Annotated in this window: 13 protein-coding genes; 1 reads left to right on the top strand and 12 read right to left on the bottom strand. The window is 63.1% G+C overall.

The features are described from left to right. Positions 1-39: 39 nt before the first annotated feature. From GC125_RS14120 to GC125_RS14080, 9 genes are all read right to left on the bottom strand, one after another. Positions 40-804, bottom strand: a complete 765-nt coding sequence (locus tag GC125_RS14120; RefSeq protein WP_151986226.1) for a hydroxypyruvate isomerase family protein — start codon at positions 802-804, stop codon at positions 40-42. Between the two features lie 11 nt (positions 805-815). Beyond that, positions 816-1,469, bottom strand: coding sequence for a 3-oxo-tetronate 4-phosphate decarboxylase (otnC, locus tag GC125_RS14115; protein WP_151986225.1), 654 nt, complete (start codon positions 1,467-1,469; stop codon positions 816-818). Continuing rightward, complete coding sequence (otnK, locus tag GC125_RS14110; protein WP_151986224.1) at positions 1,466-2,722, bottom strand: 3-oxo-tetronate kinase; 1,257 nt, start codon at positions 2,720-2,722, stop codon at positions 1,466-1,468. Before otnK ends, otnC begins: the two co-directional genes overlap by 4 nt. A gap of 2 nt (positions 2,723-2,724) precedes the next feature. After that, positions 2,725-3,627 carry an L-threonate dehydrogenase gene (gene ltnD / locus GC125_RS14105; RefSeq protein ID WP_151986223.1) on the bottom strand — a complete coding sequence of 301 codons (903 nt, stop codon included), beginning with the start codon at positions 3,625-3,627 and terminating at the stop codon, positions 2,725-2,727. Continuing rightward, the gene (gene denD / locus GC125_RS14100) at positions 3,624-4,610 is read right to left on the bottom strand and encodes a D-erythronate dehydrogenase (protein ID WP_151986222.1); all 987 of its coding nucleotides are present in this window, start codon (positions 4,608-4,610) and stop codon (positions 3,624-3,626) included. The genes ltnD and denD overlap by 4 nt, the downstream gene beginning before the upstream one ends. 66 nt (positions 4,611-4,676) lie before the next feature. Next, a complete protein-coding gene (locus GC125_RS14095) occupies positions 4,677-5,426 on the bottom strand; it encodes a glucose 1-dehydrogenase (protein ID WP_151986221.1) in 750 nt (249 codons plus the stop codon). A 32-nt stretch (positions 5,427-5,458) separates the two neighbouring features. Further along, the gene (locus GC125_RS14090; RefSeq protein ID WP_151986220.1) at positions 5,459-6,736 is read right to left on the bottom strand and encodes a TRAP transporter large permease; all 1,278 of its coding nucleotides are present in this window, start codon (positions 6,734-6,736) and stop codon (positions 5,459-5,461) included. Next, a complete protein-coding gene (locus tag GC125_RS14085) occupies positions 6,733-7,251 on the bottom strand; it encodes a TRAP transporter small permease (RefSeq protein ID WP_151986219.1) in 519 nt (172 codons plus the stop codon). The genes GC125_RS14090 and GC125_RS14085 overlap by 4 nt, the downstream gene beginning before the upstream one ends. 65 nt (positions 7,252-7,316) lie before the next feature. Further along, entirely contained in the window at positions 7,317-8,300 is a 984-nt protein-coding gene (locus GC125_RS14080) for a TRAP transporter substrate-binding protein (RefSeq protein ID WP_151986218.1), read from the bottom strand. Between the two features lie 193 nt (positions 8,301-8,493). Here GC125_RS14080 and GC125_RS14075 point away from each other — a divergent pair, with 193 nt between their 5' ends. Then, on the top strand, positions 8,494-9,252 hold the full coding sequence (locus tag GC125_RS14075; protein WP_151986217.1) for a FadR/GntR family transcriptional regulator: 759 nt from the start codon (positions 8,494-8,496) through the stop codon (positions 9,250-9,252). A 72-nt stretch (positions 9,253-9,324) separates the two neighbouring features. On the opposite strand, the gene GC125_RS14070 is transcribed toward GC125_RS14075, so the two are convergent. The 3 genes from GC125_RS14070 to GC125_RS14060 all read right to left on the bottom strand — a co-directional run bounded on the left by GC125_RS14070 (position 9,325) and on the right by GC125_RS14060 (position 12,580). Continuing rightward, positions 9,325-10,782 carry an aldehyde dehydrogenase family protein gene (locus GC125_RS14070; protein ID WP_151986216.1) on the bottom strand — a complete coding sequence of 486 codons (1,458 nt, stop codon included), beginning with the start codon at positions 10,780-10,782 and terminating at the stop codon, positions 9,325-9,327. Positions 10,783-10,947: 165 nt separating this feature from the next. Beyond that, a complete protein-coding gene (nanR, locus tag GC125_RS14065; protein ID WP_286165519.1) occupies positions 10,948-11,685 on the bottom strand; it encodes a transcriptional regulator NanR in 738 nt (245 codons plus the stop codon). A 70-nt stretch (positions 11,686-11,755) separates the two neighbouring features. Further along, positions 11,756-12,580 carry a phosphogluconate dehydrogenase C-terminal domain-containing protein gene (locus GC125_RS14060; RefSeq protein ID WP_151986215.1) on the bottom strand — a complete coding sequence of 275 codons (825 nt, stop codon included), beginning with the start codon at positions 12,578-12,580 and terminating at the stop codon, positions 11,756-11,758. Positions 12,581-12,673 lie beyond the last annotated feature (93 nt).

Below are 12,673 nucleotides of genomic sequence, written 5' to 3'. Positions count from 1 at the left end.
TGAGGGGTCAGAGCCACACCGCTCGTCTGGGCTGTCGCCTTAAAACCCCGCCATCCACCCCAGCCCGTCCTCTGTTCGACCCCGCGGCTTGTATTCCGCGCCGAACGGGCGATGGTAGCCGGCCTCGCCAAGCGCCTTCAACAGCCATGGAAAATCGACCTCCCCATGGTCGGGCTCGGTGCGGGTGGGGACGGCGGCAAACTGGATGTGGCCGATTTTGGGTAGGTGATGCGTCAGCCGCGTCAGGAGATCGCCGCCCATGATCTGCATGTGGTAGCAATCGGCCATAATGCGGAGATTGGGCGCTGCGACGCGGTCGATGATCGTCTCAGCGTGCGCAATATCCGTCAGGAAATAGCCGGGCACGTCGCGTGTGTTGAGCGGCTCGATGAGAATGCCGATGCCATGGGCGTCAGCCGCCGTGCAGGCATAGGCAAGGTTGTCCGCAAAGGTTCGCTCGGCGTCTTCGCCCTCGGCACGACCGGCCATGACATGAACGTTCTGTGCCCTGATCGCCTGCGCATAGGCGATCGCGTCATCGATGGCTGCGCGCGCATCGGTTTCGCGGCCGGGCATTGCGGCGAGGCCGAATTCACCTTTGCCCAGATCGCCGCGTACCGTGTTGAGACCGAGAACCGGCAGCCCGGTTTCGTTGAGCGCCGCGCGCAGGTCTGCGGCAGGCGTCGCATAGGGCCAATGCAATTCAACGGCCTTGAAGCCCACACGGCTTGCCGCGCGCACCGCATCCGGCAAGGCGTGTTCGGTGAAGAGGAAGCCGAGATTGGCGGAAAAGGCGAGGGGCATGGCGTGAACCCTCAATCCCACTCGACGTCGAACGTGTCGACGATGTCGCGGATTTCATTGTCGTCGAGCAGGCGCGGGTTCATGCCGCGCGTCAGAAGTGCAAGGCGGGCGGTTTCCTCCAGCTCTTCCATGGCGTAGACGGCGGCCTCGAGGTCCTTGGCGGCGACAACCGGGCCATGATTGGCGAGCAACACGGCGCTGCGCTTGCCGGCGAGGCCGCGGATCGCCGCGCCCATGGCGGCGTCGCCGGGGCGGAAATAGGGAAGCAGTTTCACCTTCCCGAGCCGCATGATCGAATAGGGCGTCAGCGGTGGCAGCACGTTGTCCGGGTTCGTCTCCGGCAGCATGGAGAGCGCGACTGAATGGCTTGAATGGAGATGCACGACCGCGCCGGTCTTCGCGCCGCGCGTTTCATAGAAGGCGCTGTGCAGCGCCATTTCCTTCGTCGGCTGGTCGCCGGATACGAGCGTTCCGGCCGCGTCGAAGCGTGAGAGGCGCGCGGGATCGAGCCGCCCCATGGAACTGCCGGTCGGTGTCACCAACAAGCCGCCATCGTCAAGCCGCATCGAAATGTTGCCCGAAGCGCCACCGGTCAAGCCGCGTTCGAAGAGCGACCGTGCTAGCGTGCAGACGAGTTCGCGCGCTTTCACCTCCTCGCTGCTCATGCTTGGGCTCCCAACGCCGCAACGGCCCTGTCGAAAAAGTCGTCCGCTCCGAAATTGCCCGATTTCAGCGCCACCGCAAGCGGCTTTCCAGTTACGCGCATTGCCGGAACGCCGGGATCGATCTCGGGGCCGATCTGCAGCGCATCGATGCCGAGCCCGTGAACCACCGCGCCCGAGGTCTCGCCGCCGGCCGAAACGATGCGGGTGAAACCTCTTGTCGCGAGTGCACCGGCGAGATCTGAAAATAGCGTCTCGATTGCCTGGGCAAGCCGTTCGGAGCCGTGGCGCGCCTGTGCGGCCTTCACAGTCGCGGGATCGGCAGACGAATAGACCAGCGGCACGGCATCGCGATGCATGTCCACGAATTCTACCAGTGCTTCGACGTCAACACTTCCGTCCATGACGGCGTCGGCGGTCACTTCGAAGGCGGGGTGGGTCTGCCGGTGCCGCTCGACCTGGCGTCGCGTGGCGTTGGAGCAGGACCCGGAGAGAATGACGGCCGGACCGTCCACGCCGTCCCACGCTTCGCGCGAATCGGCCAGAAGACCGCGCTTGCGGAAGTTGCCGGGCAATCCTGTCGCAATGCCGGAACCGCCGGTCAGTAGCGGAATATCATGCGCCGCCGCACCGATTGCCATCAAATCCTGGTCGGTCAGCGCGTCGACGACAACGAGACGGTGGCCGGCCTCGTCTTCACGGTCGAGCGCCGTGGCGATCGTTTCGGCGCCATTTGCGACGTCCAGGTAGGAAACATGGCCGACGCTGCCCTTCGCCTGCAGGCCGAGCCAGCGACGGATGTCCGGATCGGTCATCGGCGTCAGGGGATGGTTTTCCATGCCGGATTCGCTCAGCAGCCGGTCCTCCACGAAGAGATGGCCCTGATAGAGCGTTCGCCCGGCGCCGGGAAAGGCGGGGCAGACGATGACCTTGCGGGCGTCCAACCGTTCGGCCAGCGCCTCGGCGACCGGGCCGATATTGCCTTCGGGCGTCGAATCGAATGTCGAGCAATATTTGAACAGGAACTGCGTACAGCCCTGGTTTTGCAGCCACTCCAGTGCCTGCAAGGATTGCCGGATGGCTTCCTCGACCGGGATGCTGCGCGTCTTCAGCGCGACGACGCCTGCTTCGACATTCGGCTCGGCACTGGTCTCCGGCAGGCCGCAATATTGCGTGGTGCGCATGCCGTTCTTGACGAGCGTGTTGGCGAGGTCGGAGGAGCCGGTGAAATCATCGCCGATGCAGCCGAGCAGCATGGTCAGTCCTTCGTCGTCTCGTCGGGCAGGACGATCCCGCCCTCTCGCGCATAAAGCTTGGCAACCGCGACATCGCCGATTCGGCCAAAGCCTGCTTCCTTTGCTTCCGCGAACCGGCTGAGCGCGGCATCGGCGAGCGTCACCGAAAGGCCGGCCGCCTCCGCCATGTCGCGCACGATGCCGAGATCCTTGACGAAGATGTCGACGGCCGAATGCGGTCGGTAATCACCGTCGGCGATGTACGGCGCGCGGTTCTGGAACATCCAGGACGAGCCCGCCGAGCGCGAGATGACCTCGATCATGCGGTGCGGATCGATCCCCTGACCGATGCCGAACGCCATCGCCTCCGCGGTCGAGACCACATGGATGCCGGCCAGCAACTGGTTGACGATCTTCATCGCGGACCCGGAACCGGCTTTGTCGCCGAGCTCGAAGACGGTCTCCGCCATCGCGTCGAGCGCCGGGCGGGCGCTGGCGAAGGCATCGGCGCTGCCGGCCGCCATGATGGAGAGCTTGCCCTGCGCCGCCCGGGCCGACCCACCGGAGATTGGCGCATCGAGATAATAAATGCCGCGTTCGGCCAGCCTCGCCTCGAAGTCGATCGCATGATCGGGCGCAAAGGTCGCGCAGGAGACGACGACGGCGCCTTGGGTCAAGTTTTGAGCGATGCCATTATCGCCAAAGAGGATCGCCTCGGTCTGCACCGCGTTGACCACGACGAGAACGGCGATGTCGGCTTCATTTGCCGCATCGTCGAGCTCCGCGATCCTGCCGCCCTCGGAGGAGAAGCGCGCCATGGCATCGGGATCGATATCGTGGCCGCAAACGTCATGGCCGGCGCGTAACAGCGATTGGCCCATGCCGAAGCCCATGGCGCCGAGGCCAACCAGAAGGACGCTGCTCATGCGGACAGCTCGATCTTTTCGTCGGCGATGTGGGCATCGAGGATCGCATCGAACGAAATGTCCGGCGTAAATCCGAGCTCGATCGCCCGCGTGGCGTCGAAGGCTTTCGGCCACGTGGAAATGATCGCATCGATCGCCGCGTCCGGCTCATGGCGAATGCGGGCGACGGCGGCATCACCCGCAACGCGCCGCAGCGCCTCGATTTCTTCGGCGACCGTTGCCGTCACGCCAGGCATGGTGAGGTTGCGGCGCGTGCCGATCTTGTCCGCGGCAATATCGCCGGCATGGACCAGGAAGCCGATCGCGGCGCGGGGGCTCGCAAACCAGTGCCGCACATCCGGTGAAACGGGCAGCACCGCTTGTTCGCCCACCAGCGGCTCGCGCAGGATGTTGGAGAAGAAGCCGGAGGCGGCCGCATTCGGCTTGCCGGGCCGAATGCAGATGGTCGGCAGGCGGATGCCGATGCCATCCATGAAACCGCGGCGCGTGTAATCCGCCAGCAGCAACTCGCCGATCGCCTTTTGCGTGCCGTAGCTCGACATCGGGGTCAGGACCTGGTCGTCGCCGATCACGTCGGGCAGGGGTGCGCCGAAGACGGCGAGCGAGGAGGAGAAGACGACGCGCGGGCAGTAGCCGGAGCGCAAATGCTCTTGCCGGATCGCCTCGAACAGATGCCGCGTACCGTCGAGATTGATGCGGTAGCCCTTGTCGAAATCGCGCTCTGCCTCACCTGAAACGATGGCGGCAAGGTGATAGATGGTCGCCGGCCGGCTCGCGATGAGCGCGTCTGCCGCACCGGGTGTCGTCAGGTCACCGGTCTTGGTAGAGACCTTGATCGCTGCCTCGATGGTTGGCGCCTCGACCACATCGAACAGCGTGATGGCATCGAGTGGCTTGCCGCCGATTGTGCCCTTGGCCGCGAGCGCCTTTGCCAGCCTGAGGCCCAGCATGCCGGCTCCGCCGATGATGAGGCATTCGCCCATGTCGATCGAACTCCAGAAAAGCAAAGGAAGGCTGCCCGACTGAACAGCCTTCCCAATCAAAAATGACTAGATGCAGCGGCCGCCATCGACTTCCAGGCAGACGCCCGTGATGAATTCGGCTTCGTCGGAGGCGAGAAAACCGCAGGCCTTGGCGATATCGAGCGGACGGGACAGGCGGCCAAGCGGAATGCCGGCAATGACCTTGGCGCGGGTCTCGGGCGTATCGTCGCCCGGCAGGAACTGATCGGTCAGCCCGGTTTCGCCCATCACCGGATTGACGCCGCAGACGCGGATCTTGCGATCGGCGAGTTCGACGGCCATCGACCTGGTGATCGAGATTGCCGCACCCTTCGAGCCGTTGTACCAGACAAGGCCCGGGCGCGGGCGCACACCGGCGGTCGAGGCGATGTTGATGATGACGCCGCCGCCGTTCTTTTCGAGCACCGGCACACCGTGGATCGCCGCGTGATAGAGCGACTTCACGTTGACCGCATAGACCTTGTCGAACGTCGCCTCATCGACATTCAGCATCGACTGGTTCTTGTGGGTTGTGCCCGCATTGTTGACGATGATGTCGAGCTTGCCGAAGCGCTCGACGGCCGCGTCGATCATCGCCTTGGTGTCGTCGCTCTTCGTCACGTCGGCCGTGAAGGCGGAGGCATTTTCGCCGATCGCGGCAGCGACCTTTTCGGCAGCTTCGGCGCGGATATCCACGACGAGCACTTTCGCACCTTCCTGGGCGAAATAATGCGCGATGCCTTCGCCGTAGCCGCCGCCGGCTCCGGTCACCAGTGCGACTTTGTCTTTCAGTTTCATGTTGGTCTCCTCCATTTACGTCGTCGCGATGGTCAGCGGTAAAACAATTCCACAAGTCCCAAAGAGATGAAGGGGACGTAGGTGACAAGCAGCACGCAGCCCATCACGACCAGAACCATCGGCACAAGCGGCGGAATGATCGTCTGCAGGGATATGCGGGCGACCGCGCAGGCCGCGAAGAGGTTGACCCCCACCGGCGGCGTGATCATGCCGAGCGCCAGGTTGACGACGATGATCAGTCCGAAATGGACCGGATCGACGCCATAGGCGATCGCGATTGGGGCAAGCAGAGGAGCAAGCACGAGGATCGCCGCCGACGTTTCGATGAACATCCCGACCATGAACAGGAAGACGTTGACCGCGAGGAGGAAGCTCCACTTGTTTGTGAAAACCTCCTGCACCCATTCCGCAACGATGGAGGGGAGGCCGCTTCTTGTGATGAGGAACGAGAAGAGACCAGCGCCGGCGATGATGATCATGATGACCGTGGACGAAATCGCCGACGAGCGCAGCGCGTCGTGGATCTTGCGGAAGGTCAGCACGCGGTAGACGAACATGCCGACGACCAGAGCGTAGACCACCGCCACAGCCGACGCCTCGGTCGGCGTAAAAATGCCGCCATAGATGCCGCCGAGCACGATGAAGGGCATGAGGATCGCCCAGAAGGAGCGGCGCAGCGCCCTGAAGAAAGGCTGGCTGTCGAGCCCGTCGTCCTTGCCGTAGCCTTTGATGCGGCAGAGCACGAGCAAGTAGATGAACAGTGCCGTCGCAACGAGCAGACCAGGGCCGATGCCTGCCAGGAAGAGCTGGCCGATCGATGTTTCCGTGGCAACGCCATAAAGGATGAGCGGAATGGAAGGCGGAATGAGCACGCCGAGTTCCGCCGACGACGCCTGGATCGCGGCTGCCGTGCCGACAGGATAACCGTGCTTGACCATGGCCGGGATCAGGATGACGCCGATCGCGAAGGTAGTGGCGACGGAAGAGCCGGAGACCGAGGCGAAGATCATGCAGGTGATGACGCAGGTGCAGGCAAGCCCGCCCTGGATGCCGCCGACGATGGACTTTGCAAGATCGACGAGGCGTTCGGAGATGCCGCCGGCAGCCATGAGGTTGCCGGACAGAATAAAGAGCGGCACGGCCAGGAGCGGAAAGGAATCCAGGCTCGTGAACACCCGCTGCGCTACCAGGAGCAGCGGCACCGTCGAGAAGAAATGGATGCCGAAGGCACTTGCCAGCACCAGCGAGACGCCGATCGGCACGGCAAGCGCAAAGAGCGTGATCAGCGAGAAGGCGAGGGCGGCGTTCATATGGCACCCTCCACATCCTTGAGCTCGCCCTTGGTCGTTGTGTCGGGTTCGTTCCAGACTTCGATGAACCGCGCGATGACGCCGAGCGTCGCGAGTGCCGATCCGACGGGAAGCGCTGCATAGACCCAGGCGATCGTGACCTGCAGGCCGGCCAAGTTCTGGCTGCGCACCCGCATCGTCATGCCCCAGCCGTACCAGATGAGGATGGCGAGGAAGATCAGCGAGGCAATGAGAATCACGACGTAAAGCACCCGCCGAAACATTTGCGGGCTAATATCGACCAGGAAATCGACCGCAATCATCGTGCCCTGGCGGAACGCTGCGGCAAATCCGAGGAAGACCATCCAGATCATGGCCGAGCGGGCAGCCACTTCCGACCATGCGGAGGGGTGGCCGAACACAAAGCGGGTCACGACCTGGTAAAATGCCAGCGCTACGACGAGTGCGAGCGCGAGGATCGCGAGATCCAGCGCGACGCGCGTCAGCCGCCGCTCGATTGCGAGAAACCACTGCATGGGACGAGCTCCGTGAGGAACGGCCGCAGACGCGGCCGTTCACACACCGTTTCGATGTCGATGGGTTATTCCTGCGCTGCCTGGATGCGCTTCAGCATCTCGTCGCCATACTGGCCGACGAAGGTGTCATAGGCGGGCGCGACGGCTTCGCGGAACGGTGCCTGATCCACTTCCTCGATCACTTCCATGCCGCGCTCGCGCAGCATCGCAACGCCGGTCTGTTCGTCTGCCTCGACCTTGGCCCGGGTCGCGGCCACAGCCGTATCGGCAGCTTCCTCGAACCATGCCTTTTCCTCATCCGACAGCGAGTCCCACAGGCTCGGCGACGCGATGATGATGGCCGGCGAATAGACGTGGCCGGTCAGCGTGAGGTGGTCCTGGACTTCCCACATATTGGCGGAGGTGATGATCGGGATCGGATTTTCCTGCCCGTCGATCACGCGCTGCTGCAGGGCTGCGAAGACTTCCGGAAACGCCATGGGTGTCGGCGATGCGCCGGCAGCCGTAAAGGCTTCCATGTGCACGCTGTTTTCCATGGTGCGGATCTTCAGGCCGTTGAGGTCTTCCGGTGCATCGATCGCGCGGCTGGAATTGGTGATGTGGCGGAAGCCGTTCTCGCTCCATGCCAGCGCGACGAGGCCTTGTGCGTTGACCGCTTCGAGAAGCTCGTCGCCGATTTCGCCATCGAGGATCGAACGCGCGGAAGCGTAATCCTTGAAGAGGAAGGGCAGGTCGAGCACCAGCGTTTCAGGCGCGAAATTGCCGAGCGGGCCGGTCGAGGAATAGACGAGTTCGACCGAGCCGATCTGCAGGCCTTCGATCATGTCGCGCTCACCGCCGAGCGCACCGGCGGCCTGTTCACGGATTTCGAACTTGCCGTCCGACAATTCGGCCAGCTTCTCACCGAAGGCCTGGACGCCGACGCTGTAATGCGAGCCCTGCGCGGTAGTGTGCGCAAAATTCAGGGTTGTCTGGGCCACGGCACTCCCGGCCACGCCGGCAGACAAGGCGAACACGGCAGCAGCCGTGATGGTGCGAAAACGAAACATGGTTCTCCTCCCTCAGTTTCAGTCATCACTGCCTTCGACATTGACCTTGAACCCATTTCCAGTCAACCTGTTTTACAACTTTCTAACGGCCGGTCGGCTGAGGAGCGTTTCGAGCAGCCCATCTGTGCTGAATTCTGAGCTTGACGGGCAGCGCCGATCGGGAAATTCCTGTTGCAGGAGCAAGACCTTTTCCATGCCGAGCAGAACCGCCGATATTGTCGTTGCCGATCTTCCCAACAGCAAGGGTGAGCGGCTGTCCGAACGGGTATATGAAAACCTGTTCCACGCGATCGTCACCGGCATGATCTCGGCCGGCGCCAAGCTTCCTTCCGAAAACGAGCTCGCCAAGCAGTTCGAGGTGTCGCGCCCGGTTCTGCGCGAGGCGCTGGACAAGCTGCGCGACGACGGGCTGATTTCCTCGGTGCGCGGGTCCGGCAATTACGTGTTGAACGCGCTCGGCGCGCGGGTCGATGGCGTGACGAGTGACGAGGCGGATCGCGACGCGTTGCAACGCATCGGCGACCTTCTGGCAGGCATGGAACTGCGCATGATCGTCGAGCCGCAGGCCGCCTATCTCGCCGCAAAACGGCGCGGGCCGTCCGATATCGAGAGCATGCGTGCCGCACTGGACCGGTTCGATGAGGCGATGAAGCAAAACGCCATTCTTCATCACCACGACTATGCTTTTCATGAAGCGATCGCGACGGCCACCTGCAATGCGCGCATCGTCCAGACGCTGAAATCGCTTGAATATGACGTGACGCGCTCGGTCAATCTCATGCGCTTCCTCGTGCAGTTCCAGCCCTTCGTGCGCAACGAAGCGGTGCGGGATGAGCACGAGGATATCTTCCGGCATATCGAAGCCGGTGCGGCCACGAAGGCCAAGCGCGCCATGCGAAACCATATCGAGCATGCGCGCATCCGCATGATGAGCAACCGTCCGGGTTTTTGAGGTCGCTCAGGATCGATCAAAAAGGCGCCGCAGCCAAAGCCGCGACGCCGTCCCGGGAGGGATCGAGCCAAATCAGCCGTGCTTGAGCACGACCGTCTTGATGGTGGTGAAGCTGATCATGCCTTCGAAGGCCTTTTCACGGCCATAGCCAGAGCGCTTCATTCCGCCGAAGGGCAATTCGATGCCGCCGCCGGCGCCGTAATTGTTGACGAAGACCTGACCCGCCTCGATGCCGTGCGCGCACCGCATCTGCCGTCCGCCATCCTGGGTCCAGACGGATGCCGTCAGGCCGTAGGGCGTCGCGTTTGCGATGCGGATGGCGTCTTTTTCGTCTTCGAAGGGGAAGGCGGCGAGAACTGGCCCGAACACCTCGTCCTGGCCGAGGCGACTTTCTGGAGCCGCCCCATCGAGCAGCATTGGCGGGTAGAAGAATCCACCCTCGGGCGCGTTTTCGGTCATGCTCGCGGAGGCGACGACCTTTGCCCCATCGGCCAAGGCCGCGTCGACCAGGGACGTGACCCGCTCCAACTGCTTGGCGCTGATGATGGGCCCGCAGTCGAGATCGTCGACGCCGGCGCCAACCTTCAGCGCCGAGAAGCGCTCTGAAAGCCTGGCCAGAACCTCGTCATAGATCGAGCGTTCGATCAGCACGCGGCTGCCGGCAGCGCAGGTCTGGCCGGCGTTCTGGATGATCGCGTTGACGATCACGGGCAGCGCCTCGTCCAGATCGGCATCGGCAAAGATCACCTGGGGCGACTTGCCGCCAAGTTCGAGCGTCACCTGCACATGGTTTTCCGCAGCCGCCTTCGCCACCGCCGTGCCTGTCTGCGGCGAGCCGGTGAAGGAGATGTGGTTGATGCCCGGATGTCGGGCGAGTGCCGCGCCGGCCTCGGTGCCGAGCCCGCAAACGACATTCAAGGCCCCTGCGGGCAGGCCGGCTTCCAGTGCCAGTTCAGATATCCGGAGCGGCGTGAGGCAGGCGTCTTCGGCCGGTTTGACGACGCAGGCATTGCCGGCCGCAAGCGCGCCGCCGACCGAGCGACCGAAGATCTGGGAGGGGTAGTTCCAGGGAATGATGTGTGCTGTCACGCCGTGCGGCACGCGCAAGGCCAGCACCGTCATGCCCTTGCTGTAAGGGATCGTCTCGCCATGGTGCTTGTCGGCAGCCGAGCCGTAATACTCGAAATAGCGGGCAGTCGCCGTGATGTCAGCGCGCGCCTGCTTCATCGGCTTGCCCGTATCGCGAGATTCAAGCGCGGTCAGCTCCTCGAAATTCTCGAGGATCAGCGCGGAAACTTTCATCAGGATCCGGCCGCGTTCGAGTGCCGACTTGGCGCCCCAGTCACCCTCGAAGGCGCTGCGTGCGGCCTTGACGGCGCGATCGACATCGGCAGCGCTGCCCCTTGGGATCCGGGCAAAGACCTTGCCCGTCGACGGATCGAGCACGTCGATGCCGCCCCCAGTTGCGCTGTCGATGATTTCACCGTCGATGAGATGGCCATAGGCCGTCACGGATGTCTGCTCCAGCATCGGGCTGGCCTCCTCGCTTCGTGGTCCTCCCGGCCGAGCACCGCAGGCATGGTACTCCATCATCGCACGGGATCCACGCGTTCCGTGCTGATTGCCAATGCCGCGAGCCTATCGGTGTGCGGACAGATCAGTCAATTCACTTTACAAATTTCTTGGCCAAAGGATTCAGTGGTGACGGTAAAGCGCCGCCGAACGATCCAGATGGCTGCGCATGGCATCGGCTGCGCCATCCGCCTCGCCAGCGGCAAGGCGATCGACGATCGCGGCATGCTCCCGCAAGGTGGTTTCCTCCTGGCCCGACCAGATCAGGAGGTCTGTGTGATAGGTGAAGAGCCAGTTCAGCATTGCATCGCCGACAGCCGCAAAGATGGGGTTGGCGGCCATGCGGGTGATCTTGGCATGGAAGGCGATGTCGGCGCGGATGAAGGCCTTCGGGTCGTCGATCTTGCTGCGCTGCTTCTCGATCAGATCGGTCAGTTCAGCGACGTCTTCGGTCGTGGCGTTTTGTGCGGCAATCCGCACCATGCCGAGTTCGAACAGCCGCCGCGCCTCTTTAAGATGCTCCAGATTGTCGGGGGAGGCGGAGAGTAACAGCCTCGCCACCGCATCCATCTGCCGAAACGCGATGTCTGCGGAAAGCGCGCTGACCCTCGAGCGTTCGCCGTGGGAAATCGTGATGAGGCCCATCGTCTGCATGGACTGCAGGGCCTCGCGCACGGCAGGTCGACCGACACCGAAACGCTCCATCAGTTCGCGCTCCGACGGCATCGGATCGCCGGCTGCCAGTTCCCCGCGCACGATCATTTCACGCAGGCGTTCGAACACCTGATCGGAGAGCTTGCGGCGCACGATCCGGTCTTCAACCGCTTCCAGGCCATTCTGCTTTTCCATCGTGATCAGCATGTCCCAATCGTTTCGTGAACCGATATGTGCAGCGGATCGCCGCGTTCGTCCATGCACTGCCGTCATGGGTTCACGTAATCCGGCGAATGCTCTCGGTGATTTCGTGGGTTTCGAACACGCCGAGCCAGTCGTCGCGCATGAGGCGCGGCTTGCCGTTCACGATCGCCTTGTTGCAAGCATCGGAAAACACGCCATCGACTTCTTCCATGACGACGGCCGCCAGAATGTTCAGGTGGCCGAGCAGGAAATCGCGGGCTGCCACGCGGTCGACGCCGCGGCGCACCACTTCATCCATTGCGTCTTTCATCACGACGAGAAGGGTCGCGCATACGGTTTCCGACAGGCCGGGTTCTAGCAGCGCCATCTGCTCGACGGTGACGCGATGGGACCGCAGAATCGGCTGGAAGATCGTCTTGGCGATGTCTTCGCCGATGACGAAATGCTCTTCCGGGCCCTGCATCAACGCGCTGACGATTGCCTGGCGCGCGGCGATGCCGCCGAAATAGTCGCGCTTGGCCGCCATCTCGGTTTCGTCGTTGAAGATCGGCGGATGGCAGGGGTGGGTCACGAAATAAGTGACGTCGGCGCGCTCGGGAAAATGCCCGGCGAACGGCGCTGCAGCATCGAGTGCGATCACGATCGTTCCCGGCGCGACCTTCGGCACGATATCGGCGCCGACCTTGCGGATCGCGGTGTCCGGAACCGCCAGGATTACGGCTTTCGCATCCTTCAACGCCTCATCGACGGCGACGCAGTCTGCGCCGACCTCATCCTTCAGCCGCTTTTGGCCGATCTCGCTGACTTCGACATGGGCAACGTCATAGCGCGACCCTTTCAGGTTGCGCGACAGGCGCACGCCCATCTTTCCGCCAGCGCCGATGAGAGCGATTTTCATGCTGTTAGCCTCCCTGTATTTGCGTCGGACGATTGCAAGGAAAGATTATGTTGTCAACTGGTATGATGAGATGATAATTCCCGTCGTCGTCAG

The sequence above is a fragment of the Rhizobium sp. EC-SD404 genome (genome assembly GCF_902498825.1).
In the GTDB taxonomy this organism is placed as follows: domain Bacteria; phylum Pseudomonadota; class Alphaproteobacteria; order Rhizobiales; family Rhizobiaceae; genus Georhizobium.
The sequence above is the reverse complement of the archived record's forward strand: the minus strand, read 5'-3'. Positions and strand labels throughout refer to the sequence as shown.

What these genes read in the sequence shown, in the direction of transcription:
- GC125_RS14080 (WP_151986218.1), bottom strand. Translation starts at nt 8,300, where the DNA reads ATGTTTCGTTTTCGCACCATCACGGCTGCTGCCGTGTTCGCCTTGTCT.
- GC125_RS14090 (WP_151986220.1), bottom strand. Translation starts at nt 6,736, where the DNA reads ATGAACGCCGCCCTCGCCTTCTCGCTGATCACGCTCTTTGCGCTTGCC.
- otnC (WP_151986225.1), bottom strand. Translation starts at nt 1,469, where the DNA reads ATGAGCAGCGAGGAGGTGAAAGCGCGCGAACTCGTCTGCACGCTAGCA.
- denD (WP_151986222.1), bottom strand. Translation starts at nt 4,610, where the DNA reads ATGGGCGAATGCCTCATCATCGGCGGAGCCGGCATGCTGGGCCTCAGG.
- ltnD (WP_151986223.1), bottom strand. Translation starts at nt 3,627, where the DNA reads ATGAGCAGCGTCCTTCTGGTTGGCCTCGGCGCCATGGGCTTCGGCATG.
- GC125_RS14060 (WP_151986215.1), bottom strand. Translation starts at nt 12,580, where the DNA reads ATGAAAATCGCTCTCATCGGCGCTGGCGGAAAGATGGGCGTGCGCCTG.
- GC125_RS14095 (WP_151986221.1), bottom strand. Translation starts at nt 5,426, where the DNA reads ATGAAACTGAAAGACAAAGTCGCACTGGTGACCGGAGCCGGCGGCGGC.
- otnK (WP_151986224.1), bottom strand. Translation starts at nt 2,722, where the DNA reads ATGCTGCTCGGCTGCATCGGCGATGATTTCACCGGCTCCTCCGACCTC.
- GC125_RS14085 (WP_151986219.1), bottom strand. Translation starts at nt 7,251, where the DNA reads ATGCAGTGGTTTCTCGCAATCGAGCGGCGGCTGACGCGCGTCGCGCTG.
- GC125_RS14070 (WP_151986216.1), bottom strand. Translation starts at nt 10,782, where the DNA reads ATGCTGGAGCAGACATCCGTGACGGCCTATGGCCATCTCATCGACGGT.
- GC125_RS14120 (WP_151986226.1), bottom strand. Translation starts at nt 804, where the DNA reads ATGCCCCTCGCCTTTTCCGCCAATCTCGGCTTCCTCTTCACCGAACAC.
- nanR (WP_286165519.1), bottom strand. Translation starts at nt 11,685, where the DNA reads ATGCTGATCACGATGGAAAAGCAGAATGGCCTGGAAGCGGTTGAAGAC.
- GC125_RS14075 (WP_151986217.1), top strand. Translation starts at nt 8,494, where the DNA reads ATGCCGAGCAGAACCGCCGATATTGTCGTTGCCGATCTTCCCAACAGC.